We start from the raw sequence: 25,342 nt of genomic DNA, 5'->3' as shown, positions 1-25,342 counted from the left end.
GGGAACGCCTCAGACCCAGCTGCGCCGCGTCGCCTCCGCGCCCGCCTGGAAGCGGCTCTCCACGCCCAGGCAGGCGAGCAGCTCCGAGACGCGGCGGCTGTAGGTCCGCGGCGAGATGCCCAGCCGGTTGCTGGCCGCCTGGTCGGTGGCGCCCGTCAGGAGCTGGAGCAGCACTGCCTGCAGGTGGTCGGGGAGGACTCGTCGAGCCGCGTCGCACCGGGAGCTGTCGTCCATGACCGCATTCCTCTCCGCCTGTCCGTCAGGGCCGACGAGGGGTCTCCTCCGCCTGCCGGACTGGATGACCAGTCCGAATCGGACGTTATGTCACGGTATGCACGGTGGCGGTAATTGTCCTCTACGTCCGCTCTCGCCTCGCTCTCACATATTTTGACCTGCACGAATCGCGGTCATCGATCACAGCTCGTCGCGGGCCTGCCTGGTTCTGGCCTCCCAGAGGGAGACCCCGATGTCGGACCAGATCCGGGCCGCCTGGTCCAGGCAGTCCCCGGCGCACACCGTCTTGCCCTCCTCGGCGTAGCGGGTGCCGAGGTGGTGCAGGGTGAGCGCGCGGCCGTACCGGTCGCCGACGGCCACGAAGATCTCCAGCGCCCTGGCCAGCGCGCGGTGCGCGGCGTCCTTGTCGCCGCGCGCGCCGTACAGCGCGCCGAGGTGCACGAGCGTGAAACCTTCCCCGACGTCGTCGCCGCACTCGCGGAAGGCGTCCAGGCTCCGGGCGAGCAGCGGTCCGGCGGCGTCCAGGTTCCCGACGGTCAGGTACAGTGCGCCGAGGTGCCGCACGACCAGCGCCTCGCCCATCCGGTCGCCGAGCTCGGTGAACAGGTCCAGGCTCTGCCGGTAGCAGTCCAGCGCGGCGTCGTAGCGGCCCAGATCGCCGTGGACCAGGCCCAGCGTGCGCAGGGCGCGGGCGGCGCCGCCCCGGTCGCCCAGCTCGGTGAAGACCGCCAGCGTACGGCGCAGCGTGCGCAGGGCGGTGCCGAGCCGGCCGGTCCTGGCATGGGCGAGGGCCGCCGTGGCACGGGCGTGCGCGGCGCAGCCCGGGGAGCCGAGCTCGGTGAAGATCTCGGCGGCGCCCTCGGCGCACTGCGTGGCCTCCGGGTAGCGGTCGAGATCCAGGTGGTGCTCGCCGAGCGAGCGCAGCAGGTGCGCCTCCCCCAGCCGGTTCCCGGCCCGGCGCACGACCTCCAGCGCCTTGCGGTTGACGCCCAGCCACACGTCGGCGTGCCAGCGGCCCCCCAGGAACCGGCCGGCGCAGCAGCACAGCTCCCACGCCAGCTCGTCCAGGCCGCGGGCGCACAGCTGGTCGCAGACCGCCACCAGCGTCTGCCGTTCCGACTCGAACCAGGCCATCGGATCGGCCATCAGATGCCGCAGCTCCTCCTCGGGGAGCGGCACCCGCGGCGTCGCCCCCCACTCGGGGGCCGTCCCTCCGGGCAGCCGGGCCTGCGCCTGCTCGGCCATGAACAGGAACCGGCCGAACGCCCTGCGCAGCGCCGCGTCCAGCGACCCGGCCGACTCCTCGGCGGCGGCCCGGTCCCGCGCGTACAGCCGGAGCAGGTCGTGGATGCGGTAGCGGACGGCGCCGGAATCGCCGTCGACATGGGCGACGTCGATCAGGCGGGCCTCCACCAGGGTCTCCATCAGCTCCTCGGCGCGCTCGTCGGGCACGCCGAGCAGCGGCCCGGCCACCCAGCCGGCGAACGTGGGCGCCTCCAGCACGCCGAGCAGCCGGAACAGCCGCGCCGCGCGCTCGTCGATGCCCTCGTAGCTGAGCGCGACGCTGGCCCGCACCCCCATGTCGCCCGCGTGCAGGGTGTCCAGCCGGTGGCGCTCGTCGGCCAGCAGGTCCACCAGGCGCGACAACCGCCAGTGGGGACGACCGCGCAGCCTCGCCCCCGCCACCCTGATCGCGAGCGGCAGCCGCCCGCAGAGCTGCACGATCCTGCGGGCGGCCGACCTCGGCCCGGCCCGGTCCGGTCCGACGGTCCGGACGAGCAGCTCGACGGCCTCGTCCTCGGTCAGCACGTCCAGGTCGAAAGAGTGGGCGTTCTCCAGCCCGCCGAACCTGCGGCGGCCGGTCACGATCACCGCGCAGCCGTGCCCGCCCGGCAGCAGCGGCCGGATCTGCGCCTCGCTCCCGGCGTTGTCCAGCACGAGCAGGACCCGGCGGTCGGCCATGTGCGCGCGGTAGAGGGCGCTGCGCTCGGAGAGGTCGGCGGTGTCGCCGCCGTCCTCCACCCCCAGCCGGTGCAGCAGCCGGGCCAGGACGACCGACGCGTCCACGGGACTCCTGTCCAGGCCGCGCAGGTCGACGAAGAACTGGCCGTCCGGGAAGCGCTCCTGGATCCGGTGCGCGACATGCACGGCCACCGCCGTCTTCCCGGTGCCGGCCCGGCCCGACACCACGGCCACCGCCGGCACCGCGCCCGGCGCCGACAGCAGGCCGGCCATCTGCTCGACGACCGCGGCCCGGCCGGTGAACCCGGCGATGTCGGGGGGCAGTTCCCTGGGCCGCCGCGGACGGGCCGCCCCGGGTGGCGGCGGCGCGAGCCCGGCCTCCGGCCGGTCCAGCCGGGACGCCGACAGCAGCATGTCGCGGTGCAGGTCCTGCAGCGGGCGCTGGGGTTCCACGCCCAGCTCGGCGACGATCAGCCGGTGCCCGTCCCGATACGTCTCCAGCGCCTCCGCCTGCCGTTCCGACCGGTAGAGGGCGAGCATGAGCTGGCCGCGCAGCCGTTCGTTGAAGGGGTGCCTGGCGACCCAGTCCTGCAGCTCGGGCACGACGTCGCGGTGGCGGCCCAGGGCGAGCGCCGCCTCCATCCGCTCCTCGACGGCGAGCAGCCGCAGTTCCTCCAGCGCGGCGGCGGCCGACCGCACGGCGGCCACATCGACGTCGCTGAACGCCGGGCCGCGCCAGAGCGCGAGCGATTCCTCCAGGAGGTCGGCGGCGGCCGCCCGCGCCGCCTCGGTGCCGGCCTCGGCGATCAGCGCCCGCGCGCGGCCGACGCCGTCCTCGAACCTGGCGAAGTCGAGCGCGTCCCGTTCGACCTGCAACAGGTAGCCGCCCGGCCTGGTGACCAGCACCGGCCGGTTCTCGCCCCCCTGCGCCTCTCCTCCGTTCAGCAGGGTGCGCAACCGCCAGACGCGGGTCTGGACCTGTCCGAGCGCCGTTTCCGGCGGGTCCTCCCACAACGCGCCGATGAGCTCCCGCACGGGGACCACGCGGCCGGTGTTGAGCAGCAGGATCGCCACAAGCGCACGCTGGGTGCTTCCCCCTGGGGACCGGGCCCGCCCCTCGACGATGATCTCCAGAGGGCCGAGCACACCAAACGCTATGGGACTCACGTGATCAATTACTCACGAAACGTGACACGCTGGGAAGACCCAGAGTGGACATGCCCACCGAGGGTCACCCGGCATTAATCGCCAAGCCACCAGCCCGCCCCGGCTGCTGGCGACAACTCGCCAACGCTCTTCCCGATCTCCTTTCCCGCCCCGATCCTGCAGGTGGGCCCGGGACGAAAGGGGCGCGACGACACCCCGACCCGGCTGCAGGAGCAGGGGTGAGGTGTCGCGCATGACGACCGCGCAGGAGGTGCTCCGCTCGGCGATCCCCGGCACCCCCGTCGTCGCCGCGGAGATCTCCGTCCGCGGGCGTACGCACGAGGTGCTGCTGAAGCTCGAGAGCGGCAACCCGACGGGCTCCATCAAGGACCGTACGGCCGCCGGCCTGCTGATGGCGCTCGACGCGGAACGGCCGCTGCGGCCCGGCACGGTCGTGGTCGAGTCCACCTCCGGCAACCTCGGCCTCGGCCTGGCCCGGCTCCTCCACCACCTCGACTGCCGGTTCGTCGCCGTCATCGACCCCAACACGCCGCGCGCCACCCGGCAGACGCTGGTGGCCGCGGGGGGCGAACTGCACGAGGTCACCGAGCCCGACGGCCGCGGCGGCTACCTGCTCACCCGCCTGCGCGAGGTCCGCCGGATCCTCGGCCGCAACCCCGGCTACCGGTGGACCGACCAGTACCACAACCCCGCCAACCCGCGGATCCACCGTGACACGACCGGCCCGGAGATAGCCGCGCACGGCGGCCGCGATCTCGACGCCGTCTACATCGCCGTCTCCACCGGCGGCACCCTGGCCGGGGTCGCCGGGCACCTGCACGCCCTCGACCGGGGCATCGCCGTCGTCGCCGTCGACGCCGTCGGCTCCCTCGCCACCGGCGACTCCACCGGCCCCCGGCTGATCAGCGGCATCGGCGCCAGCCGTCCCTCGGCCTTCCTCACCTCCGGCAGCTACGACCGCGCCCACCGCGTCCCCGACGCCGAGGCCGTGGCCGCCTGCCGGCTGTTCCGCGCCGACACCGGCGTGGCGCTCGGCGGCTCCAGCGGCAGCGTCGTCGCCGCCTGCCTGCGCGACCTGGCCTCCCCGCGTCCGCCGCGCCGCCCGCTGTGCCTGTGCGCCGACTCCGGCCTCGCCTACGCCGACACCCTGTACGACCACCGCTGGATCGCCTCCCACGCCCTGAGCGCCCCCGTCGCCGAGGCCGAGTCCCGCCTCCGGGCCGACGGCATCCGCTTCCGCCTGAAATGCGCCTACCCATGACCGCTTCACATCGCGACCGCCCGGAGGTGGCCCGGCCGTGAATCTGTTCACCGAATACCCCGAGACCGAACTGCGGTACCTGCCGCGGGCGTCGGTGATCGAGTGCTGTGCCGAGGTCGATCTGCTGAAGGTCGTCGAGGACGCGCTCATGCGGCACGGGACCGGCCAGACGATCCTGCCCGAGGAGGCGTACCTGGGCTGGCGGACCGCCTCCGGGGCGGCGGCGCGCGCGCTCGCGATGCCGGGCGGGCTGAGGGACGGCGACCGGCTCGTCCTCGGGCTGAAGACGATCAACGGCAGCCTGGGCAACCCCGCGCTCGGGCTGGCCAGGTCGCAGGGCCTGCTGATGATGTTCGACCCCGACGTCGCCTGGCCCCGCACGGTCATGGAGTCGGCCTACCTGAGCGCCATGCGCACGGCCGCCGTCACCGCCGTGACCGCGCGGCTGCTCGGCCGTCCCGGGATGGGCCGCGCGGCCGTCCTCGGCTGCGGCACCCTCGCCAAGGCCCACCTGGCGCTGCTCCCGGTCTCCCAGGTCTGCCTCTACGACCTGGACCGGGCGCGGGCGGAGGCGCTGGCGGAGGCCGTACGGGACGAGCTGGAGGTGACCGTGGCCGACGACGCGGAGTCGTGCGTGCGCGACCGGGACCTTGTGATCACCGTGACGACGGTCACCGAGGGCTACCTGCCCTACGAGTGGCTGAGCCCCGGGGCGCTCGTCGCGCACGTGTCACTCGACGACGTCCTGCCCGACGTCGTGCGTGAGGCGGCCCTGGTCGTCGTCGACGACTGGGACCTGGTCCGCCAGGACCGCCGGCGGCTGCTCGGCCGCCTCTACCGGGCCGGAGAGCTGCTCGGGCCCGACGGCGGCGCGTGCCCCGGCGTCCCCCCGGACCCGCGGGCCCGGCCGGTCGACACGACCCTGGCCGGCGTCCTCACCGGCGCCCACCCCGGCCGGGCGGACCCCGGCGACGTGATCCTCAGCAACCCGTTCGGCATGTCCATCCTCGACATCGCCCTGGGTCAGGCCGTGGAAGCCGTGGCCGCCCGACGCGGCGCCGGAATCCGCCTCCCCATGTGACCGGCCGGACCCCGCACCCCCCACCCCGACAGGAGGCCCACATGAGCAACGACCAGCTGACCCCGGGGACGACCGCCCCGCAGACGGCGCCGCCCGGCGCCCGGCGTCCCGTGATGACGGCGCTGATCGCCGTCAACGTGCTGGTCGCGATCGCGGCCAGCGTCATGATCACCATCGCCGACGGCTTCGACCCCGGCCTGATCCTGCTGGACGGCGTCAGCCCGCTGCACGAGTGGGGCGAGATGAGCGGCAAGGCCGTCGACGGCGGTGAGTACTGGCGCCTGTTCACCACCCTGTTCCTGCACTACGGCCTCCTGCACCTGCTCGCCAACATGGTGCTGCTCTGGCTCGCCGCCCGCCGCCTCGAACCGGCGCTCGGCTCGGTCCCGCTCCTGGTCACGTACGTGCTGTCCGGTTTCGGCGCGAGCCTGGCCGTGTACTACACCGCCCACGACTCCCTGACCGCCGGCGCCTCCGGCGCGATCTTCGGTCTCTTCTCGGCCCTCCTGCTGACCGGCCTCAAGCAGCGCCTCAACCTGTGGCTGCCCGCGATCCTTCTGGCCTTCGGCGTCGTCACCACCTTCGTCCTCCCCGGCATGTCCGTGGCGGCCCACGCCGGCGGCCTCCTGGTCGGCGCCGTGGCGGCTCTCGCCTACACCTACGCGACGAGCCTGCGCACCGCGATCCTCACCGCGACGGCGGTCATCCTGGCGGCCCTCACCATCGCCGCCCGTTTCCTCTGACGCCCGATCGAACCGCCAGGACATTCGACGTGCGACAGGTAGCCGGCCACGGCCAGCAGCGCCCGGCCCAGCGCGCCGGCCGCCGCCGGAGGAAGCGGGTGGGGAACGCCGCCTCCGGTCCGACGGCCGGGACGACGTCGAGGTACGGCGGGACGCGGAACGCCCCTCGGCGCGGCATACCCCGCCCGCATGATCCGTACTCATGTTCGTCATTCAGCAGACATCGACAGTGACGGAAAGTAAAGTTCTCACCACCCTCCGAAAGGAGACGGAAGGAGAACCGTGCCCCCCGGTCACCACCACGAGATGCCGCTGGAAATGGCGAGGCGTCGACCCGCTTTCGCACTGGAACTGCTGGCACTCGGGCTGCAGGCGAATACCGACGGTTACCACGACGCCCGCCTGGAGTCGGTGGAGCTGCACGAACGGCTCCCCGCCGAATACCTGGCCGATTCGGTCATCTCAGTCCAAGGCCCCGACGGCAAACGACGCTTCGTCATCATCGAAGTCCAGCGCGCCTGGGATGAACGCAAGGTCTGGTCCTGGGCCGCCTACGTCGGCGGCCTGATGGGCCGGCACAAGTGCGCGGTCATCCTGGTAGCCATCTGTCCCACCCAGCCCCTCGCCGCCCGTTACAGCCGCCCCATCATGCCCCCGGACTCATGCATGCTCCTGTGCCCGGTCGTCGTCGGCCCGGACCAGCTACCCCTGCCCCGCGCCGCCGAAGACGTGCTGGCCTCCCCTGAGATCGCCGTGCTCAGCGCGATCGCCCACAGCGACGACCTGGACGTCGTGACCACAGTGGGCACCGCCATGGCGGATATCCCCGACGAACGAGGCCGCGTTTACTACGATTACCTGCACGGACAGCTGCCGAAGACGGTCCGTGCGCAGTTGGAGGAGATCATGTCCACCGTGACACCGGAAACCGACAGCCCATTCGAACGGCTCATGCGCAGGCGCGAGGCTCTGGCCGAAGCACGGGCCGAAGCACGGGCCGAAGCACGGGCTGAAGCACATCTGCGGGCAGAGCAGGCGAAGCTGGTCATCGCCGTACTGGAGGCCCGCAAGCTGGCGCCGGACCAGGCGCAGCGCGAGAGGATCATCTCCTGCACCGATCCCGGACTGCTGACCACGTGGGCGACCCGGGCTGCGACGGCCGTCGACATGACCGACGTGTTCGGGGAACGCTGAGAATTCCCCCGGGCGGCCGCGGTTGCGACTTCCGCCGCGGCCGCCGTCCTGGAGCCGGCATCCGGGACACGGATGCCCCCTTTCCACCGCAGAGGTCGGACCTCAGCGCGGTTCCTCTACAAGGGAGTGTCCAGGCCGAACACCCCGGCGAGTTCCAGTTGCACGCATGAGCGCAGGAGGCGGGGGGGCAGGCCGATGAGCCTGAGGTGGCCGGAGACCGTGGCCAGGCGCCAGCGGATTCCGAGCAGCAGCGTCCAGCCCGCGCCGTCGCAGGATTCGAGGGCGCTGGCGTCGAGGACGAGGAAACGGTGGCCCTGGTCGACCAGCTCGGTCAGCACGCGTCCCAGCAGGCAGGTCGTGGCCATCGTCAGGTCGCCGACGAGGGTGACGACCGTCCTGTCGGGCTCGGGCCCGACCAGAAGCTCCAGGCCCGTGACGGGATCCATGACCGACGGGGCGGCGGATCCGGTCTCCTCCGGCTGGGTGGCAAGCGTGACGTCCGGCAAGGTGAGACTTCCCATAGGTGACCAACTTCCTCGGACGAGCGGCGGAGCAGGGCACTCCGCCACACTGGTGAGGGGTCATCAGGCTGCTTACCCCGACATCATGATATATCACCCTGAGTAGCGTCATGATTACCCACGAATGCGGACACAAGATGCGATATCACCCCTCGCCGATTTCACGGTGATGTCTGCAGGTGTCTCTCTGTATTACGTAACACGCACAGACATCGTTCGGAATGCCTTCGTCCTCTCATTACCCGGACCCACGTTTCCGAGGGCAAGATTCATCGGATGTCTGGGAGGACTCTCGGGGAGAAGCGTCGCCGTCCCGAACGGGAATCCGGAACGGCGGCGCCACGCCCGGGCAGCCTCCGAGGGCGGCCGGACCACGGGGTGCCCGGGCCGTGGGTGACGGGCGGGCCGCGGCGGGCGGTCGTTATCGTGGAGCGGTGCCTCCCGCCCTCCGCTCCCGCATCCCCGCCGCGCTGGCGGCCGTCGTCACCGTCGCCGCCGGGCTGACCCTGCGCGCGACGACCGACGGCTGGTTCGGCGGGTACGGCGGTGACGCCCTCTACACCGTGCTGGTCCACACGCTGATCGTCTTCGTCGTGCCCCGCGTCGCGCCGGTGCGGGCCGCGGCCGGGGCGCTGGCGTTCAGCTGGGCCGTGGAACTCGCCCAGCTCACCCCGGTGCCCGCGGCGCTGTCCGAGGCGAGCACGCTGGCACGGCTGGTGCTCGGCAGCACGTTCGGGGCTGCCGACCTGGTCGCCTACGCCGCCGGGGCCGTCCTCGCCGCCGCCGCTCACACGCTCCTGCGCCGTGAGCCCGCCGGCGCTCCCCGGACGGCCGGCGTCCCCGGCTCCGGCGCCTCCCCGGCGGCCGGCCCGCGCCCCTGACGGCCGGACGGCCCTCCCCATCGAAGAGACCGGATAACCTGCACCATGCCCGAAGGACACACCATCCACCGCCTGGCCGCCGAGCACGGGCGGCTGTTCGGCGGCCAGACCGTCCGCGCCGAGAGCCCCCAGGGCAGGTTCGCCGCCGGGGCCCTGCGGATCGACGGGCGTGTGCTCCAGGAGGCCGACGCGCACGGCAAGCACCTGCTGCTCGGCTTCGACGACGACCGGTGGCTCCACGTCCACCTCGGCATCTACGGCAAGTACGCCTTCGCCCCGGTCCCGGCGCCCGCCCCCGTCGGCGAGGTACGGCTCCGCCTGACCGGCGGCGGGCACTACGCCGATCTGCGCGGCCCCAACACCTGCGAGCTGCTGGAGCCCGACGAGGTCAAGGCCCTGCACGCCCGGCTCGGCCCCGACCCGCTGCGCGCGGACGCGGACCCTGATCCGGCCTGGCGGCGGATCTCCCGCAGCCGCACCTCCATCGCCGCCCTGCTGATGGACCAGTCGGTGGTGGCGGGGGTGGGCAACATCTACCGGGCCGAGGTGCTGTTCCGGCAGGGCGTCGCCCCGGCCACGCCGGGCCGGGAGCTGACCCGCGAGCGGTGGGAGGCGATCTGGGCCGACCTCGTCGTCCTCATGTCCGACGGCGTGCGGGCGGGCAGGATCGACACGGTACGGCCCGAGCACACGCCCGAGGCGATGGGCCGCCCGCCCCGGGTCGACGACCACGGCGGCGAGGTCTACGTCTACCGCCGCTCGGGCATGCCGTGCCTGGTGTGCGCGGCCGAGGTCCGCACCGAGGCGCTCGTGGGCCGCAACCTCTTCTGGTGCCCCGGCTGCCAGGACCCCGGCCGCCGGCTCGCCTGACCGCGGCGGTGAGCGCCACGGCTAGGAGAGATCCGAGAGCCGCAGCACCGCCTCGACCGACTCCCGGCGGGCGGGGAGGAGCGGGAGCCGTACCGAGGCGGTGGGGATCCGGCCCCGGGCGTGCAGCACGCCCTTCAGGACCGTCGGGTTGGGCTCGGTGAACAGGCTCGCCGACATGACCGACAGGCGGTGGCCGAGGGCGCGGGCATGGGCCACTTCCCCCGCCCGCCATGCCTCGGCGAGCTCGACGAAGCGGGCGGTGTCCAGGTGGGCGGAGGCGAGGATGCCGCCGCGGGCGCCCAGGGCGAGCAGCGCGGGGAAGAACGGGTCGTCCCCGGCGAGGATCGCGAAGTCCGCGGGCGGGTCGGCCAGCAGGGCGACGGTGTCGGCGTCGACGCCGCCGACCGCGTGCTTGACCCCGGCGACCATGGGCAGCCCGCCGATCTCGCGCATGGTGGCGGCGCCCACGGACTGGCCGGTCCGGTAGGGGATGTTGTAGACGATCAGCGGCACCGGGGTCTGCCCGGCCAGCGCGGTGAAGTGGGCGAGCACCCCGGCCTCGGAGGGACGGACGAACGACGGCACGGTCACCAGCGCGGCGTCCGCCTCGCCCTTGAGGGCGAGCAGCGCCTCGGCGGAGCCGCGCGTGTCGCTCGACCCGGCCCCGACGATCAGCGTCGCCCCGCGCTCGCGGCACACCCGGCCGCAGATCTCGACGACCGCCCGCCGTTCCTCCGCCGCGAGCGCGGCGACCTCGGCGGTGGTGCCGAGCGCGACCAGGCCCGCCGCCCCGCCGTCGAGGACCTCGTGCGCCAGGGCTTCGAGCGCGTCGGCGGCGATCGCGCCGCTCTCGGCGAAGGGGGTGATCAGGGGGACGTACACACCGGAGAAGTTCATGCTCCGAGCCTGACGGCCACCGACCATGCAGGTCCAGTTCGCGTTTCTTTCCCAAACGTTAAGCTGATCTGATGCTCGATGTGCGAAGGCTCCGCCTGCTCCGCGAACTCTCCCATCGGGGCACGATCGCCGCGGTGGCCGAGGCGCTGATGTTCACTCCGTCGGCGGTCTCCCAGCAGCTCTCCGCCCTGGAGCGGGAGGCCGGGGTGGCGCTGCTGGAGCGGACCGGCCGCCGGGTGGCGCTCACCCCGGCGGGGATCGCGCTGGTCGGGCACGCGGAGGCCGTACTGGAACGGCTGGAGCAGGCCGCGGCCGAGCTGGCCTCCGCCCGGGCGGACCTGAGCGGGACCGTCCGGATCGGCGCCTTCCCCACGGCGACCCGCACCATCCTGCCCGCGGCCCTGGCGGCGCTGGCCCGGGAGCACCCGGCCCTGGAGCCGATGGTGGACGAGATCGACCCCGCCGAGGTCGCCCCCCGCCTGCGCGCCGGCGACCTGGACGTGGCCCTGGTCCACGAGTACGACTTCGTCCCCACCGAGCCCGACCTCGCCCTGGACTCTCTCCCCCTGCTCGAAGAGCCCATGTACCTCGCCACCCGGGACTCCCCCCACGCCGCCCTCCCCGCCCCGGACGCCTCCCGCGGCGCCGCGTCCCCCGCGGCGGGAGGCGGAGCCGACTCCGAGGCCGGGGCCGGGGACGCCGGCGCGCCGGCGCGCGTCGCGCTCGTCGGCTGCCGGGACGAGCCCTGGATCGTCTCCACTCCGGGCACGCTCTGCCACGCGATGACCGTCCGCGCCTGCCAGGCCGCCGGGTTCGCCCCGCGGGTCCGGCACCACATCGACGACTTCGGGACGGTCCTGGCGATGGTCGCGATCGGTCAGGGGGTGGCGCTGGTGCCGGAGCTCGGCGCGGCCGACCCGCCCGGAGGCGTCCGCCTCACCTCGCTGCCCATGCGCCGCCGCACCCGCATCGCCTTCCGGCGCGGCGCGGGAACCCACCCCGCGGTCGTCGCCCTCACCACCGCCCTGCGCGCGGGCGTCGCCCCGTCCCCGCACGGCCTCGGCCCGGCCCCCACTTCGCCGCCAAGCCCGACTTCGCCGCCGGCCCCGGCTTCGATCCCGGCTCCGGCCCCGTCACCGCGGCCCTGACCCGGTTCCGGAGGATCACCCCCGCCCAGGCGGACACCCCCGTGACGACCAGGGCCGCGGCGGCCGTCCAGCGGCGCTGGCGGGCGACGCGGCGCTCGACCTCGGCGTAGGGGACGGTGCTGAAGGAGACCAGTTCGTAGCGGGAGACGTAGCGGCCGGGCAGGATGCGCTCCAGGGCGTGCTCGGCGCGCTTGCGGGCCAGGAACGCGCGGGAGGCGACCTTGTCGCGCATCTCCACGAAGTTGTCCAGGGCGAGGCGGGCGATGGTGTCGGTGTTGACCTTGCGGCGGCTCTCGTACAGCAGCAGGGCCGCCGCGTAGTCGTCACCGGTCTCCGCCAGGCAGCGGTCCAGCTCGGCGCAGTCCTCGAAGCCGCAGTTGGCGCCCTGGCCGTAGAACGGGACGATCGCGTGGGCGGCGTCGCCGATCAGGCTGACGACGGCGGCGCGGCCGAGGACCGTCCAGGGCTCGCAGCGCACGGTGACCAGGTGGCCGACCGGGTTGAGGGCGTACTGGGCGGCCAGGTCCGGGATGAGCGCGCGGGCGTCGGGATAGTTCTCGGTGAAGGCCCGCTCCACCTTCGCCGGGGTGTCCAGCTCGGCGAGCTCCCGCTCCGGCCAGAACAGCGTGCAGGTGAAGGAGCGGTCCGGGTTGGGCAGGGCGATCATCATGGACCGGCCGCGCGGCCAGATGTGCAGAGCGCCGGGATCGAGGGCGAAGTCGCCGTCCCGCGCCGGGATGCTGAGCTCCTTGTAGCCGTAGTCCAGGTACTCCTGGTGGAGGTCGAAGCCGGGCCGGTGCTGGAGCCGGGCCCGGACCGCGCTGCCGGCGCCGTCGGCGCCGATGATCACAGGTGCGACCGCGGTGACCGGCCCGCCGGGGGTGTCGAACTCCATCCGGCCGGTGTCCGGGTCCAGGGTCGTGAGCCGGTGCCGGAAGCGGAGCCGTACCCCGGGGAAGCCGCCCACGGCGTCGAGGAGCGCTCGGTTCAGCGCGGACCGGCTGATGGAGTTGATCGCCCGGCGGCCGTCGGCGCTGTAGGGCTGGAAGCTGAGCGTGCCGTCGGGGGCGTGCATCATCCGGCCCGGCATGGGCAGGGCCGCCTTGAGCACGGTCTCGTCCAGGCCGACCCGGCGCAGGGCGTCGATGCCCCGCTCGGAGATCGCCAGGTTGATCGACCGGCTCCGGCCCGCGTTCTCCTCGCGCGGGTCGGGCCGCCGTTCGTAGACCGTCACCGCGTGACCGCGGCGGGCCAGGAAGCAGGCCAGCAGGCAGCCGACCAGGCCCGCGCCGACGATGGTCACCTCGGGGGCGGCGACCTCGGGGGGATCGTCCACTCTGTCACCTCACATGAGCGTGCGTGCCGTCCAGAGTTCGGGGAAGATCTCGCGCCGCATGCTCCGCTCCAGCCAGGTCAGGCCGCTGGATCCGCCCGAGCCGGGCTTGGCGCCCATGGAGCGGCGCACCGCCATCAGGTGCCGGTAGCGCCAGTCGGAGAACTGCTCGGCCAGGTCGGTGAGCGCCTCGGCCAGCGGCGCGAGCGGCCCGCCGTACACCTCGACCCAGACCGCCTCCACGCGGGGGTCCGGCTGGTAGTCGGCGGCGAAGTCACGCTCGACCACCTCCTCGGGGACCGCGTGGCCGTTGCGGGAGAGGAAGGCCAGCACCGAGTCGTACAGGCTCGGCCGGGACAGGGCCGCGACGAGGTCGGCGTAGGCCTCGGAGTTGCGGCGGTGCGGGCGGATGAGCGCCTCGGACTTGTTGCCGAGCAGGAACTCCACGTGGCGGTAGGCCGCCGACTGGAAACCCGACGCCTCGCCCAGCGCGTCGCGGAAGTGGTTGAACTGCGCCGGGGTGAGCCAGCTGAGCGAGGCCCACGCCGCGTTGAGCGCCTCGAAGTGGCGGACCGTGCGCTTGATCGTCAGGACCGCGGCGTCGGCGTCGTCATCGTCGAGCTGCCGCTGGGCGAGCTGCCACTCCGAGCGGAGCAGGCCGAAATAGAGCTCCATCACCTGGGTGGTGACGAGGAAGGCCAGTTCCTCGGGGGCGTCGGTGATGGTGTGCTGGAGCCGGTGCAGGGTGCCGGTGCCGACGTATTCGTCGTACGGCGTGACGGAGTCGAACCCGAGCGTGGGCAGGCCCTCGTTGGCCCTGGCCCGCTCGGCCCGGTCCTGCTCGGTGCGCTGCTGGATGCCGTTCACTGGGTCGTCCTCCTCGTCGCTCTCCCTACCCATCCTGGTCTGAATCAGTGATTCCGGAAATAATGGAAGAAAGGTGATTTTGCGATTGACCTTCGGAACGGAAAGCGTCGGCGGCATTCGGGTTACGGGATGACGGAGCGTGATGATGGACGCGATGGACTGGGCCATCCTGGCTGAGCTGCAGGATGACGCGCGATTGTCCTACAGCGAGCTCTCCCGGCGGGTGCATCTGTCGGCCCCGGCGGTGGCCGAGCGGGTGCGGCGGATGGAGGAGTCCGGGGTGATCACCGGTTACCACGCGCGGGTGGACCCGGCGCTGGCCGGGCGCGGGGTGGCGGCGCTGATCAGGATGTCGTGCTACGGGCCCCGGTGCGTGCTCCGCGACGAGCAGGCCCTGGCCTGGCCGGAGATCCTGGAGGTGCACCGGGTGACCGGGGAGACGTGCTGCCTGCTGCGGGTGGCGGCGTCGTCGATGACCGCGTTCGAGGAGCTGATCGACAAGCTCGCGCCGTACGGCCATCCGTCGAGCATGATGGTGCTCTCCAGCCCGGTCCCCTGGCGTCCGCTCACAGCGGGTAGTCGGTGATCGCCCCGGCGGTCGCGCGCCAGATCGGCGAGGCGGGGTCGATGACGTCGAAGTGATCGCCGGACATTTCCAGATATGTCACTTCATCACCCGCCGCCTGGGCGGCGCGCGCGTAGCGGCGGCCCAGGTCGATCAGGTCGAGGTCGTCGCCGCCGCCCTGGACGATCAGCTGGGGCACCTTCAGCGGGAGGCGCTCCAGCGGGCTGGATGCGGCGTAGGCCGCGGGCACCTCGGCGGCCGACCCGCCGAGGGCGGCGGCGACCGCGCCCGAGCTGAGGTGCCTGCGGTCGCCCTCCACCAGGTCGAGCACTCCGGCGAGGGAGACGGCCAGGGCGACCCGGCGGTCGTCGGCCGCCGCGCGCAGCGCGAGCTGCCCGCCCGCCGAGTGGCCGATCACCACGACCGGGCCCCGCGCCTCTCCGGCGGCCAGGGCGAGCGCCGCCGCCACGTCCTCCGTCGTGGCGGCCCAGCCGTGCAGATCGGGACGGCGGTACTCGACGTTCCACGCCGTGAAACCGCGCTCCGCCAGGTCGATGCCGAGCGCGTCCATCAGGTCGGCGCCCCAGATCGACCGCCAGTAGCCGCCGTGCAGGAGCACCGCGGTCGGAACCGCCTCCCGCCCCGCCTCGGAACGATCTCCCGGGCCCGCGGGCTCTCGCGGGAGCCGTACCTCGGCCCACTGATCGGGGTCCGGGCCGTAGGCGACCCGGCGGGCGGGCCGGCGCAGCCGGTGGACGGCGTGACGGATCGCCCAGGCCAGCCCCCAGACCCCCCGGCCGTGCAGGTGGGCGGGCGGGGCATCGCGGCCGGGGGCCGCGGGCCGGGCGGGAACCGATCTGACGAGGTCCAGCCAGACGGCCTGGGGATGGGCGGGGATGAGGGCGCGGGCCCCGGGGTGGGAGCCGGGCAGGACGACCAGGGGGCCGGGGGACTCCAGGGCGGCTCTCAGCGCGGGCAGATCGGGAGCGGACGAGACCGTTCCGTGGATGCCGAGCGCGGCGAACTCGCGGTCGGCGACCTCGGTGAGCAGCCGGAGATCAGCGGCCAGGTCGGGACCGGCGATCACACGGACGTCCGGGATGTGCGAGGTCATCCGCCCATTCTGACTCACCCGACGACAACCGGAAACGGGCGCGCCCGGCGAGTTCGATCAAGTGGACCCGGGCGGGCTCCGGCGGAGCGGCCAGGGCATATGACCGGTGCGGTCACGGGCGGGGCGTGTAGGCGCGCATGAGGAGTTCTTCGGCGTCGTCGAGGTAGCGCTCCAGGGCGCGCTCGGCCTCCGCCGTGCGGCCGGCCGCCATCAGCTCCACCAGCTCCCGGTTGCGGGCCACGAACGGCTCGTGGAAGGCCCGGGGGTTCTCCATGACGTGGAAGACCAGGCGCAGCTCGGCCAGGAGCTGGCGCATGGTCTCGTCCAGGCGGGGACTGCCGTTGAGGGCGGCCAGGGCCTGGTGGAAGCGGATGTTCGCGGTGCCCACGTCCTGCCAGCGGTCCTCCGCGGCGGCCCGGGACGCGGCGGCGACGGCCTCCTCCATCGCGGCGAGCGCCTCGTGGGACGCGCCCGCGCCGCGCCGTACCGCGGCGCCCTCGATCACGCGGCGCACCCGGTAGAGATCGGCCACGTCCTCGGCCGACAGCACCCGCACGAACACCCCGCGGTTGAGCCGGTGCTCCAGCAGCCTCTCGTGGCCGAGCAGCCGGAAGGCCTCGCGCAGGGTGTTGCGGGAGACCTTGAGCGCCGCGCCGATGACCTCCTCCGAGAGCCGCTGCCCCGGCGTGAACAGACCGCCGGCGATCCGGTCGCGCAGGATGTCGGCGACCCGCTCGGCGGTGCTGCTGCGCCCCAGGCGGTCGAGGTCGCGCTGGAGCTCGGAGACGACGCTGTCCACGGGCCGACAAAATCATGGAACAAGCATCTTGTCCAATTGTTCAACGATCCTTACGTTGAAAATATTCGTCCACGTAAGGAGCGAGCACATGGCAGGCTCCCAAGCCAGGCGGGTCATCGTGGCCGGCCTGATCGGCACCTCACTGGAGTGGTACGACTTCTTCCTGTACGGCTCGGCCGCCGCCCTGGTCTTCAACAAGCTCTTCTTCCCGACCTTCGAGCCCCTGACCGGGACGCTGCTGGCGTTCCTCACCTACGCCGTCGGGTTCATCGCCAGGCCGCTGGGCGGCATCGTGGCCGGTCACTTCGGCGACCGCGTCGGCCGCAAGAACGTGCTGGTGGCGACCCTGCTGGTGATGGGGATCTCGACCTTCCTCATCGGCCTGGTGCCCGGCTACGCGACGATCGGCGTGGCCGCCCCGCTGCTCCTGGTCGCCCTGCGTTTCCTGCAGGGCCTGGGGCTGGGCGGGGAGTGGGGCGGGGCCGTGCTGATGTCCATCGAGCACGGCGACCCCCGGCGGCGCGGGTTCAACGCGAGCTGGCCGCAGGTCGGCGTGCCCGCGGGGAACCTGCTCGCGGCGGCCGTGCTCGGGGTGATGTCCGCGGCGCTGCCCGAGGACGCCTTCCTGAGCTGGGGCTGGCGGGTGCCGTTCCTGCTCTCGGGCGTGCTGGTGGTCGTGGGCCTGTGGATCCGGCTCACCATCGTGGAGTCGCCGCTGTTCGCCGAGGTGGAGCAGGCCGGGCGCAAGGCGCGGACGCCGCTGGCGGAGGTGATCCGCACCCACCCGCGCGAGCTGGCCGCGGCGTTCCTCGCGCGCATCGGCGTGGACGTCGCCTTCTACACGTTCGCCACCTACAGCCTGTCCTACGTCGGCACGACGCTGGGAATGGACCGGAGCGTCGCGCTGAACGCCGTGCTGATCGGCTCGGCCGTGCAGCTGTTCCTCATGCCGCTGTTCGGCGCGCTGTCGGACCGGGTGGGCAGACGCCCGGTCTACCTGGCGGGCGCCGCCGCGACGGCGGTCTGGGTCTTCGCCTTCTTCCCGCTCCTGGACACGAGGTCCTTCCCGGTGATCGCCCTGGCCTCGGTCGTGGCGCTGGCCTGTCATGCCGCGATGTACGGCCCGCAGGCGGCCTTCATCGCCGAGCTGTTCAGCACCCGGCTGCGCTACAGCGGCGCCTCGATGGGCTACCAGGTCGCCGGGATCTTCGGCGGGGCCCTGGCCCCGATCATCGCCCTGCAGCTGCTGGACGCCTTCGGCACCACCCTGGCCGTCTCGCTGTACGTGGTGGCGGCGCTGGCCCTGACCGTGGCCGGGCTCGCCCTCGCCCCCGAGACCCGCGACATCGATCTCGCCGGCGCCCGGAGGACCTCCGCGTGACGTCACGCCATCAAACCCCCCGAAACCGGGAATTAGTTGTCAGCCGGAACTATTCCTAGCACTGGGACCTTTGAGGCGTTAGCGTCTGCGCATGCGCCATGTTGAGATCTCCGGCAAGAGACTCGGCCTGCGGGAAGTGACGGTCGATGATGTCGACGCGCTGCACGCCGTCTACGGAGATCCCACCGCCACCGAGCATCTGCCGTTCGACCCGCGCACCCGGGAGGAGGTCGAGCAGATAGTCGCCGAGGCGGTCGGGGCCGCCGACGCGAACCCCCGGCGGCTCTACGTGCTCGCGGTCACCGAGCGGGAGAGCGGGCAGGTCATCGGCGTCGCCCGGCTGCACATCGAGGCCGACCACCCGCACAGCGCCGAGATCGGCCTGGGCCTGCGCCCCGATCACTGGGGCCGGGGCATCGGCACCGACCTGGTCCGGCTGCTGCTGACGTTCGGCTTCAAGCACCTGCGCCTGCACCGCATCTGGGGCGCCCGCTCCCCCGCCAACACCGCCGCGCAGCTGGCGATGCTGGTGGCGGGGATGGTCGAGGAGGGCCGGATCCGGCACCACGTGCGGGCCCGCGGCGCCTGGCGCGACTCCATCGTCCACTCGGCGCTGGAGGACGAGTGGGAGGGCCACCGCGACGACTAGAGCGTGCCTCGTAGGTCTTCGCCGCAGCGGGGATCCCGGGGCGCCTCCGGGCGGACGGACGCTCCCGACCGGCCCGGCCCCCTGAACGTGAGACGTGTTCATTGAGGTGTCAGCGTGTTGTGACGGAATTGCTGTCGTTTTTAACAACGAAGTGGGTGAAATGGGCCTAGAGTTCGCGCGTGTGAGTGAAAGTTCCAGCCTTCCCGTGCGCGGACGCGCCACCCGGCCCTCGGGCCGTCACCGCAGGCCCGTGCCCTCCCAGCTCCCGCCCGAGGCGCCCGCGCTGGTGCTGGCCGTCCCCGGCGACGCATCGGGTCCCGCCGCCGAGCTCGCAGCCATGATCCGCGTGGACAACCCGCAGATCGAGGTCCGCCTGGCCGGGCTCGGCGAGGACGCGAAGGAACTGACGTCCGAGCTGGAGGACGCCGCCCGTTCCCGTCCCGAGGACGGCGTGGCCGCCATCGTGGTGCCGCTGCTGACCGGGCCGCACCCGGTCGCCGACCGGCTCATCGCCGGGGCGGTCGCGGAGAGCGGGGCGACCGTGACCGTCACCTCGCACCTCGGGCCGCACCCGCTGCTCGCCGAGGCGCTGCACATCCGGCTCGCGGACAAGGGCCTCGCCCGGGCCGACCGGATGCGGCTGCTGAACATCTCCAGTCCGGTGGACGCGGTCATCCTCGCCACCGTCGGCGGCGAGAACGCCGCGGTGGAGGCGCAGCCCACGGCCGTGCTGCTGGCCTCGCGCCTGACCCTGCCCGTCCTGGTCGCCTCCCTGGACGGGGCGCCCGCCGTCGCCGGCGCGGCCCAGCGGCTGCGCGGCGTCGGCGCCGAGCGGATCGCCCTGTCCCCCTGCCTGATCGGTCCCGAGGCCGACCCGGATCTGGCGATCGCCACCGCGGCGGCGGTCGGGGTCCAGTGCGCGGATCCGCTGGGCGCGCACGGGCTCATCGCCGACCTGGCGGCCCGCGCCTACGGAAGCGTGCTCGCCGAGGACTGAGCCGGGCCCGGTCGCGCGCCGGACCTCGGTCTGGCTCCGGCCGGGCTCGCGGGTGTCGCGGCTGTATCCTCGCAGGAATCATCGGTGATCATTGATCACCGATGACCCGAGAACCCCCCGATCCCGTGAGGTCGTGAACGACATGGCAGAGATCGCCTTCGACAGCCAGGAACAGCTTCAGCAGATCCAGGACGGCCTGATGCCCGGCGAGCAGATCATCGCCGTCTACGACGCGATCGGCGCGGGCACCGGATTCCTCGGCCTGACCGACAAGCGCGTCATCGTGCAGGACAAGTCCTTCGTCGGCAAGAAAGTCGCCATCACCAGCATCCCCTACAGCAAGATCTCCTCGGTCAGCGTGGTGAGCAACAAGTCGTTCGCGGGCTCGTTCTTCTCCTCCGGCACCATCGCCCTCAACGTCGGGACCCACACCTACGAGATGGAGTTCCGGGGCGACGGCAAGGCGCACCACGTGCACAGCGTGATCCTGCACTTCATCACCCGATGAATCACCTGCCGAAGCACCTGAGAATCACCTGATGAGCGACGTGTAGAGCTCCATCGTCCGCTCGGCGATCCGGGCCCAGGAGAAGTGCTCCACGGCCCTGGCCCGTCCGGCCCGGCCCATCCGGGCGGCCAGCCCGGGATCGGCCAGCAGCCGGTTGACCCGCTCGGCCAGGTCGGCGGCGAAGCGGCCGGGGTCGTCCGGCGTGCCGTCCGCGGCGCTCTGCGCGATCGGGACCAGCAGGCCGGTCGAGCCGTCGGCCACGACCTCGGGGATGCCTCCGGTGGCCGTGGCCACCACGGCGGTCTCGCAGGCCATGGCCTCCAGGTTCACGATGCCCATCGGCTCGTACACCGAGGGGCAGACGAACACGGTGGCGTTGGTGAGGATCTGGATCACCTCGGGGCGCGGGAGCATCTCCGAGATCCAGACGACGCCGTCCCGGTCCAGGCCCCGCACCAGCCCGGTCACCTCGGCGGCGATCTCGGGCGTGTCGGGCGCGCCCGCGCAGAGCACGAGCTGGGCGTCGGGATGGAAGTCCCGTGCGGCGTGCAGGAGGTGGACCAGGCCCTTCTGCCGGGTGATCCGGCCGACGAACACGACATACGGCCTGCGCTCGTCGATGCCGTGCTTCTTCAGCACGTCGGTGCCGTGGTCGGGGGCGTACTCGACGGTGTCGATGCCGTTGTGGATCACCGAGACCCGCTCCGGGGGGATCTCCGGGTAGCAGGCGAGCACGTCGCGCCGCATGCCCTCGGAGACCGCGATGATCGCGTCCGCGCTCGCCAGCGCGGTCCGCTCGGCCCACGACGACAGCGTGTAGCCGCCGCCGAGCTGCTCGGCCTTCCACGGCCGGAGCGGCTCCAGGCTGTGCGTGGTGACCACGTGCGGCGTGCCGTACAGCAGCTTGGCGACGTGACCGGCGAAGTTGGCGTACCACGTGTGGCTGTGCACCAGGTCGGCGCCCTCGCACCCGGCGGCCATCTCCAGGTCGACGCCGAGCACCTGCAGTGCGGCGTTGGCCGCCTCCAGCCCGCCGGGCACCCGGTAGGCCTCCACGTCCGGCTCGGATCGGGGCGTGCCGAAGCAGCGGACGCGGGCGTCGGCCAGCCGTCTCAACTCCCCGGCGAGGTATTCGACGTGCACCCCCGCCCCACCGTAGACCTCCGGCGGATATTCACGGCTCAGCAGATCGACGCGCATGAGCGCAGCTTAGTGTTTCGTGCCTGTCCGGCGGGTTAGGGTCTTTGCATGAGAGTCCTCGCGATCGTGCTCGCCGGTGGTGAAGGTAAGCGGCTCATGCCGTTGACGGCGGACCGCGCGAAACCGGCGGTGCCGTTCGGGGGGATCTACCGGCTGATCGACTTCGTGCTGTCGAATCTGGCCAACGGGCACTACCTGAAGATCGTCGTGCTGACGCAGTACAAGAACCACAGTCTCGACCGGCACATCTCCCGCACCTGGCGGCTCTCGGCGATGCTGGGCAACTACGTCACCCCGGTCCCCGCCCAGCAGCGGCTCGGGCCACGCTGGTTCGCCGGGTCGGCCGACGCCCTCTTCCAGAACCTGAACCTGATCTACGACGAGATGCCCGAGCACGTGATCGTGTTCGGCGCCGACCACATCTACCGGATGGACCCCCGGCAGATGGTCGAGCAGCACATCGACTCGGGCGCGGACGTGACCGTGGCGGCGATCCGCCAGCCCCTCTCGCTGGCCGACCAGTTCGGAGTGATCGAGACCGACCCGGCCGGGCGGCGGATCGTCGCCTTCCGGGAGAAGCCCAAGGACGCCGTGGGCCTGCCGGACGCCCCCGACCAGGTCTACGCCTCGATGGGCAACTACGTCTTCCGCACCCAGGCGATGATCGACGCGCTCCGGGAGGACGCGCTCGACCCCACCAGCAAGCACGACCTCGGCGGGAACATCATCCCGATGATGGTCAAGGCGGGCAGCGCCGAAGTCTACGACTTCGCCGACAACGTCGTGCCGGGCTCCACCGAGCGCGACCGGGGCTACTGGCGCGACGTCGGGACCCTCGACGCCTACTACGAGGCCCACATGGACCTCATCTCGGCGCACCCGGTCTTCAACCTCTACAACGACCGCTGGCCGATCTACACCGGCCACGACCCGCTCCCCCCGGCCAAGTTCGTGCACAACGACGGCGACCGGGTGGGCCGGGCGATCGACTCACTGGTCTCGCCGGGCGTGATCGTCTCGGGCGGACTCGCCGAGCGCTCCGTCCTCTCCCCGGGCGTGGTCCTGCACTCCCACTCCACGGTCGAGGACTCCGTGCTGATGGGGTGCGTGAAGGTCGGGCGGGGCGCGATCGTGCGCCGGGCCATCGTCGACAAGAACGTGATCATCCCCGACGGGGCCCGGATCGGCTTCGACCTCGAACACGACCGCAGCCGCTTCGCGGTGACCCGGGGCGGCATCGTGGTCATCGGCAAGAACGAGATCATCGACCGCTAGGGACCGCCGGAGACCGGGCAGCCGGGCAGCCGGGCGGTGACACGCGGTAAACCCGTTGTGACGTCGGTCATCGCTTCCCGATAATGGCCGGCATGGAGGACGTCGAGGTCGTCGTCGCCCATCACGGGTGCGCGACCTTGCGTGTCGGCGACGTGTTCCTGAAGATCGACGCCGATCAGACGCGCACCGACGTCGAGGTCGAGGCGATGGCGATGGCGCCGATCCCGACGCCGGAGATCCTGTGGCGCAGGCCGCCCGTGCTCGCGCTCGCCGCCCTTCCGGGGACGGCGCTCGGCCGCCTCGGCGAGCCGTCGACCACGTCGCCGGCGGCGTGGGCCGCGGCGGGAGCCGCCGCACGGATGCTGCACGACGCGCCGCTGCCGCCATGGCCCGGCCGGAGCCTCGACGAGATCGCATCGCGCCTCGACGGCGAATGCGAGTGGCTCGTCACGAACGGCGTCCTCCCCGCCGACCTGGTCACGCGCAACCGCCGGATCGCCGATGCCGCGCTCCGGCCGTGGACGCCTGTCTTCACGCACGGCGACCTGCAGGTCAGCCACGTGTTCGTGGACGGCGACGAGATCACCGGTGTGATCGACTGGTCCGAGGCGGCCCGGGGCGACGCCCTGTACGACCTCGCCGTCCTGACGCTCGGACACGAGGAGCACCTCGGCGACGTCGTCGCCGGCTACGGCGCCCCCGTCGACCTCGACGTGATCCGCGCGTGGTGGTCGCTGCGGAGCCTGCTGGCTATCCGCTGGCTGATCGAGCACGGCTTCGACCCGTCTTCACCGGGCTGCGAGATCGACGTGCTGCGATCCCGGATGTGAGGCCGCACGGGTCCAAGGCGTCGCCCGCGCTCCTCCGGCAGCCAGGCGACCACGTCGCCGGCGGGCGCCGTCCGACGGCGGGCGCTCAGTTGTCGGCGGGCGCCGGTGGGCGCTCGGTCACCGGCGGGCGCCCAGGACGACGTCGAGTATCCGCTCGCCGTCGGCGTCGCCGGTCCCACGCCAGGCGACGTGCTGGTCCGGGCGGACCAGGAGCAGCGGCGCGCCGTACTGGTCCGGCAGGGACTCCCCCGTCAGGTCGACCACCGTGAACGGCACGCCGCGCGCCCGGGCCGGGCGCTCCAGGACGGCGGGGTCCGCCGCGGCCGACAGGCGCAGCAGGGTGAGGCCCTCCCCGAGGGTGTCGAACAGGGAGCGGCCGTCGCGCAGCCAGGCGTGCGGCAGGCGGAAGCCCGGGCGGGCCGAGGCGTGGTAGGTCCCCGGGGTGTGGGCCGGGACGGGCGAGCCGTCGTCGACGACGGCCGGGGAGGCGGCGTAGTGATACCCCAGGACGAGCCCCTCACTGTGGAACTCTCCGTCCTTGGCCCGCAGCGCGGCGGCCGTCTCCGCGCGGCGGCGTTCCGCCTCGGGACCGGCGCCGGTGAGCGGGCGGTCGGCGAAGGAAGGGGCGAGCAGCTTCTCCTGGGCGGCGCTGTCGGCGATGGTCTGGGCTGCGACCGGACGGCGCTCGGCCTCGTAGCTGTCCAGCAGTGCCGGGCCTGCCCAGCCCTGGAGCACGGCGGCGAGCTTCCAGCCGATGTTCACCGCGTCGCCGACGCAGGTGTTGAAGCCGTGTCCGCCCCACGGGGGGTTGAGGTGGGCGGCGTCGCCGACCAGGAAGACGCGGCCGGAACGGTAGCGGTCCGCCAGCAGCATCCGGGCGACCCACGGGTCGGTGCTGACGACGCACACCGGCCCTTCGTACCCACCCCCGCCCTCGCCCCCGGCCCCGGCCCCGCCCTCGCCTCCGGCTCCGGCTCCGGCTCCGGTCTCGGCTCCTGCTCCTGCTCCTGCTCCTGCTCCTGCTCCTGCTCCGACGAGGGAGCGCACCAGCGCCTCCGGGTCCGGCGTCTGGGTACGGACGTCCACCCGCTGGACGATGGCCCACCACCGGTCCTCCAGATCCAGCCGGCCCATCAGCCCGGACACCTCGGGACTGACCACCCAGTACTGCACGGCCGGGTCCAGGCGGATCTTCCCGGCCAGGCCCGGCGCCCGGAAGACGACGCTGAGGTTGGGGCGTTCGCCGGAGGACCCGGTGTAGACCGCCCCGATCGCCCGGCGGCTGACGCCGCCCGCGCCGTCGCATCCCAGCAGGTACTCCGCCTCGATCACGGAGGTGGAGCCGTCGCCGTCGGCGACCGTGGCGCGGACGGAGCGGCCGTCCTGGCCGATCGCGGTGACCGTGTGCCCGGTCAGGAACGTGACGCAGGACAGCTCGGCCACGGCCTTGCGCAGCACCCGCTCGACGACCGGCTGCGGCGCCTGCTGGCCGGGCTCGGCCAGCCGCTCGTCGCGGTCCGCGTACAGCCCGAAGGCGTTGCGGAAGCGGGTGAGCTCCGTACCGAGCAGGGCGGTGCAGAAGATGACGTCCTGCGACCAGGAGACCGGCAGCGGCGCGGCGGCGCGCAGCCGGTCGGCCAGGCCCCAGCGGCGCAGGTGCTCCATGGTGCGGATGCTGGTGGTCTTGGCGCGCGGCCGGTCGTCGTCGAGGGTGAGGCGCGGTTCGACCACGCAGACACGGATTCCGCGCCGCCCGAGCTCGACGGCCGCCGCGAGCCCGGCGGGGCCGCCGCCCGCGATCAGCACCTGCGTCGCGGAAGCCGGGGAGGCGGAACCTACGGAAGACGCCGAAGCCGGAGAAGGCG

General features: G+C 72.8%; 23 protein-coding genes and 1 pseudogene. 14 read left to right on the top strand and 10 right to left on the bottom strand.

All coding sequences use genetic code 11. The annotated features are described in order from the left end of the window. Positions 1–9 precede the first annotated feature (9 nt). Positions 10–234: a helix-turn-helix domain-containing protein gene (locus Plo01_RS32855; RefSeq protein ID WP_203894633.1), complete on the bottom strand. Its 225-nt coding sequence runs from the start codon at positions 232–234 to the stop codon at positions 10–12. A 180-nt stretch (positions 235–414) separates the two neighbouring features. Beyond that, the gene (locus tag Plo01_RS32850) at positions 415–3,342 is read right to left on the bottom strand and encodes an AfsR/SARP family transcriptional regulator (protein ID WP_203894632.1); all 2,928 of its coding nucleotides are present in this window, start codon (positions 3,340–3,342) and stop codon (positions 415–417) included. Between the two features lie 253 nt (positions 3,343–3,595). On the opposite strand from Plo01_RS32850, the gene Plo01_RS32845 reads away from it, so the two are divergent. The 4 genes from Plo01_RS32845 (at position 3,596) to Plo01_RS32830 (ending at position 7,642) form a co-directional block, all read left to right on the top strand. Next, positions 3,596–4,624 (top strand): pyridoxal-phosphate dependent enzyme, encoded by a 1,029-nt coding sequence (locus Plo01_RS32845; RefSeq protein WP_203894631.1) that lies wholly within the window; start codon positions 3,596–3,598, stop codon positions 4,622–4,624. Positions 4,625–4,661: 37 nt separating this feature from the next. Beyond that, positions 4,662–5,705 (top strand): ornithine cyclodeaminase, encoded by a 1,044-nt coding sequence (locus Plo01_RS32840; RefSeq protein WP_239317520.1) that lies wholly within the window; start codon positions 4,662–4,664, stop codon positions 5,703–5,705. 41 nt (positions 5,706–5,746) lie between these two features. Continuing rightward, positions 5,747–6,448, top strand: a complete 702-nt coding sequence (locus Plo01_RS32835) for a rhomboid family intramembrane serine protease (protein ID WP_203894630.1) — start codon at positions 5,747–5,749, stop codon at positions 6,446–6,448. Between the two features lie 306 nt (positions 6,449–6,754). After that, entirely contained in the window at positions 6,755–7,642 is an 888-nt protein-coding gene (locus tag Plo01_RS32830) for a hypothetical protein (RefSeq protein WP_203894629.1), read from the top strand. Between the two features lie 116 nt (positions 7,643–7,758). Here Plo01_RS32830 and Plo01_RS32825 read toward each other — a convergent pair whose 3' ends face one another. After that, positions 7,759–8,163 carry an STAS domain-containing protein gene (locus tag Plo01_RS32825; RefSeq protein WP_203894628.1) on the bottom strand — a complete coding sequence of 135 codons (405 nt, stop codon included), beginning with the start codon at positions 8,161–8,163 and terminating at the stop codon, positions 7,759–7,761. Between the two features lie 434 nt (positions 8,164–8,597). On the opposite strand from Plo01_RS32825, the gene Plo01_RS32820 reads away from it, so the two are divergent. Both Plo01_RS32820 and Plo01_RS32815 read left to right on the top strand, forming a co-directional pair. Next, positions 8,598–9,044 (top strand): ribosomal maturation YjgA family protein, encoded by a 447-nt coding sequence (locus Plo01_RS32820; protein WP_203894627.1) that lies wholly within the window; start codon positions 8,598–8,600, stop codon positions 9,042–9,044. A gap of 45 nt (positions 9,045–9,089) precedes the next feature. Next, positions 9,090–9,914: an Fpg/Nei family DNA glycosylase gene (locus Plo01_RS32815; protein WP_203894626.1), complete on the top strand. Its 825-nt coding sequence runs from the start codon at positions 9,090–9,092 to the stop codon at positions 9,912–9,914. Between the two features lie 21 nt (positions 9,915–9,935). Here the strand turns inward: Plo01_RS32815 and Plo01_RS32810 are convergent, their stop codons facing one another. Continuing rightward, positions 9,936–10,811 (bottom strand): dihydrodipicolinate synthase family protein, encoded by an 876-nt coding sequence (locus Plo01_RS32810; protein ID WP_203894625.1) that lies wholly within the window; start codon positions 10,809–10,811, stop codon positions 9,936–9,938. Between the two features lie 71 nt (positions 10,812–10,882). Between Plo01_RS32810 and Plo01_RS32805 the strand changes: the two genes are divergently transcribed. Continuing rightward, positions 10,883–11,959 carry a LysR family transcriptional regulator gene (locus Plo01_RS32805; protein ID WP_203894624.1) on the top strand — a complete coding sequence of 359 codons (1,077 nt, stop codon included), beginning with the start codon at positions 10,883–10,885 and terminating at the stop codon, positions 11,957–11,959. Between the two features lie 292 nt (positions 11,960–12,251). Here Plo01_RS32805 and Plo01_RS40645 read toward each other — a convergent pair. Both Plo01_RS40645 and Plo01_RS32800 read right to left on the bottom strand, forming a co-directional pair. Continuing rightward, positions 12,252–13,262: pseudogene (locus tag Plo01_RS40645) on the bottom strand (FAD-dependent oxidoreductase); the annotation flags it as partial. Positions 13,263–13,304: 42 nt separating this feature from the next. Next, positions 13,305–14,192 (bottom strand): tryptophan 2,3-dioxygenase, encoded by an 888-nt coding sequence (locus tag Plo01_RS32800; protein ID WP_203894623.1) that lies wholly within the window; start codon positions 14,190–14,192, stop codon positions 13,305–13,307. Between the two features lie 112 nt (positions 14,193–14,304). Between Plo01_RS32800 and Plo01_RS32795 the strand changes: the two genes are divergently transcribed. Next, a complete protein-coding gene (locus Plo01_RS32795) occupies positions 14,305–14,745 on the top strand; it encodes an Lrp/AsnC family transcriptional regulator (RefSeq protein ID WP_239317524.1) in 441 nt (146 codons plus the stop codon). On the opposite strand, the gene Plo01_RS32790 is transcribed toward Plo01_RS32795, so the two are convergent. After that, on the bottom strand, positions 14,726–15,838 hold the full coding sequence (locus Plo01_RS32790) for an alpha/beta hydrolase (RefSeq protein ID WP_203894621.1): 1,113 nt from the start codon (positions 15,836–15,838) through the stop codon (positions 14,726–14,728). The genes Plo01_RS32795 and Plo01_RS32790 overlap by 20 nt on opposite strands. Positions 15,839–15,950: 112 nt before the next feature. After that, positions 15,951–16,637 (bottom strand): GntR family transcriptional regulator, encoded by a 687-nt coding sequence (locus Plo01_RS32785; protein WP_203894620.1) that lies wholly within the window; start codon positions 16,635–16,637, stop codon positions 15,951–15,953. A gap of 88 nt (positions 16,638–16,725) precedes the next feature. Here Plo01_RS32785 and Plo01_RS32780 point away from each other — a divergent pair, with 88 nt between their 5' ends. The 4 genes from Plo01_RS32780 (at position 16,726) to Plo01_RS32765 (ending at position 20,172) form a co-directional block, all read left to right on the top strand. Continuing rightward, positions 16,726–18,018 (top strand): MFS transporter, encoded by a 1,293-nt coding sequence (locus Plo01_RS32780; RefSeq protein WP_203894619.1) that lies wholly within the window; start codon positions 16,726–16,728, stop codon positions 18,016–18,018. 91 nt (positions 18,019–18,109) lie between these two features. Then, a complete protein-coding gene (locus Plo01_RS32775) occupies positions 18,110–18,667 on the top strand; it encodes a GNAT family N-acetyltransferase (protein ID WP_203894618.1) in 558 nt (185 codons plus the stop codon). Between the two features lie 181 nt (positions 18,668–18,848). After that, entirely contained in the window at positions 18,849–19,664 is an 816-nt protein-coding gene (locus tag Plo01_RS32770) for a sirohydrochlorin chelatase (protein ID WP_239317518.1), read from the top strand. 142 nt (positions 19,665–19,806) lie between these two features. Continuing rightward, positions 19,807–20,172 (top strand): PH domain-containing protein, encoded by a 366-nt coding sequence (locus Plo01_RS32765; protein WP_203894650.1) that lies wholly within the window; start codon positions 19,807–19,809, stop codon positions 20,170–20,172. 24 nt (positions 20,173–20,196) lie between these two features. Here the strand turns inward: Plo01_RS32765 and glgA are convergent, their stop codons facing one another. Next, positions 20,197–21,372: a glycogen synthase gene (gene glgA / locus Plo01_RS32760; RefSeq protein WP_203894617.1), complete on the bottom strand. Its 1,176-nt coding sequence runs from the start codon at positions 21,370–21,372 to the stop codon at positions 20,197–20,199. A gap of 48 nt (positions 21,373–21,420) precedes the next feature. Here glgA and glgC point away from each other — a divergent pair, with 48 nt between their 5' ends. Next, positions 21,421–22,647, top strand: a complete 1,227-nt coding sequence (gene glgC / locus Plo01_RS32755) for a glucose-1-phosphate adenylyltransferase (protein ID WP_203894616.1) — start codon at positions 21,421–21,423, stop codon at positions 22,645–22,647. 92 nt (positions 22,648–22,739) lie between these two features. Beyond that, positions 22,740–23,477: a phosphotransferase family protein gene (locus tag Plo01_RS32750; protein ID WP_203894615.1), complete on the top strand. Its 738-nt coding sequence runs from the start codon at positions 22,740–22,742 to the stop codon at positions 23,475–23,477. A 117-nt stretch (positions 23,478–23,594) separates the two neighbouring features. Here Plo01_RS32750 and Plo01_RS41160 read toward each other — a convergent pair whose 3' ends face one another. Beyond that, positions 23,595–25,283: an FAD-dependent monooxygenase gene (locus Plo01_RS41160; protein ID WP_275415446.1), complete on the bottom strand. Its 1,689-nt coding sequence runs from the start codon at positions 25,281–25,283 to the stop codon at positions 23,595–23,597. Positions 25,284–25,342: the final 59 nt, after the last annotated feature.

The organism is Planobispora longispora (genome assembly GCF_016863135.1).
Taxonomy (GTDB): Bacteria; Actinomycetota; Actinomycetes; order Streptosporangiales; family Streptosporangiaceae; genus Planobispora; species Planobispora longispora.
The sequence above is the reverse complement of the archived record's forward strand: the minus strand, read 5'-3'. Positions and strand labels throughout refer to the sequence as shown.

Excerpts from the sequence above, each read along its gene's own strand:
- Plo01_RS32765 (WP_203894650.1), top strand. The coding sequence starts at position 19,807 with ATGGCAGAGATCGCCTTCGACAGCCAGGAACAGCTTCAGCAGATCCAG.
- Plo01_RS32845 (WP_203894631.1), top strand. The coding sequence starts at position 3,596 with ATGACGACCGCGCAGGAGGTGCTCCGCTCGGCGATCCCCGGCACCCCC.
- Plo01_RS32805 (WP_203894624.1), top strand. The coding sequence starts at position 10,883 with ATGCTCGATGTGCGAAGGCTCCGCCTGCTCCGCGAACTCTCCCATCGG.
- glgA (WP_203894617.1), bottom strand. The coding sequence starts at position 21,372 with ATGCGCGTCGATCTGCTGAGCCGTGAATATCCGCCGGAGGTCTACGGT.
- glgC (WP_203894616.1), top strand. The coding sequence starts at position 21,421 with ATGAGAGTCCTCGCGATCGTGCTCGCCGGTGGTGAAGGTAAGCGGCTC.
- Plo01_RS32810 (WP_203894625.1), bottom strand. The coding sequence starts at position 10,811 with ATGAACTTCTCCGGTGTGTACGTCCCCCTGATCACCCCCTTCGCCGAG.
- Plo01_RS32750 (WP_203894615.1), top strand. The coding sequence starts at position 22,740 with ATGGAGGACGTCGAGGTCGTCGTCGCCCATCACGGGTGCGCGACCTTG.
- Plo01_RS32780 (WP_203894619.1), top strand. The coding sequence starts at position 16,726 with ATGGCAGGCTCCCAAGCCAGGCGGGTCATCGTGGCCGGCCTGATCGGC.
- Plo01_RS32790 (WP_203894621.1), bottom strand. The coding sequence starts at position 15,838 with ATGACCTCGCACATCCCGGACGTCCGTGTGATCGCCGGTCCCGACCTG.
- Plo01_RS32775 (WP_203894618.1), top strand. The coding sequence starts at position 18,110 with ATGCGCCATGTTGAGATCTCCGGCAAGAGACTCGGCCTGCGGGAAGTG.
- Plo01_RS32795 (WP_239317524.1), top strand. The coding sequence starts at position 14,305 with ATGGACGCGATGGACTGGGCCATCCTGGCTGAGCTGCAGGATGACGCG.
- Plo01_RS32815 (WP_203894626.1), top strand. The coding sequence starts at position 9,090 with ATGCCCGAAGGACACACCATCCACCGCCTGGCCGCCGAGCACGGGCGG.
- Plo01_RS32830 (WP_203894629.1), top strand. The coding sequence starts at position 6,755 with ATGCCGCTGGAAATGGCGAGGCGTCGACCCGCTTTCGCACTGGAACTG.
- Plo01_RS32855 (WP_203894633.1), bottom strand. The coding sequence starts at position 234 with ATGGACGACAGCTCCCGGTGCGACGCGGCTCGACGAGTCCTCCCCGAC.
- Plo01_RS32835 (WP_203894630.1), top strand. The coding sequence starts at position 5,747 with ATGAGCAACGACCAGCTGACCCCGGGGACGACCGCCCCGCAGACGGCG.
- Plo01_RS32825 (WP_203894628.1), bottom strand. The coding sequence starts at position 8,163 with ATGGGAAGTCTCACCTTGCCGGACGTCACGCTTGCCACCCAGCCGGAG.
- Plo01_RS32800 (WP_203894623.1), bottom strand. The coding sequence starts at position 14,192 with ATGGGTAGGGAGAGCGACGAGGAGGACGACCCAGTGAACGGCATCCAG.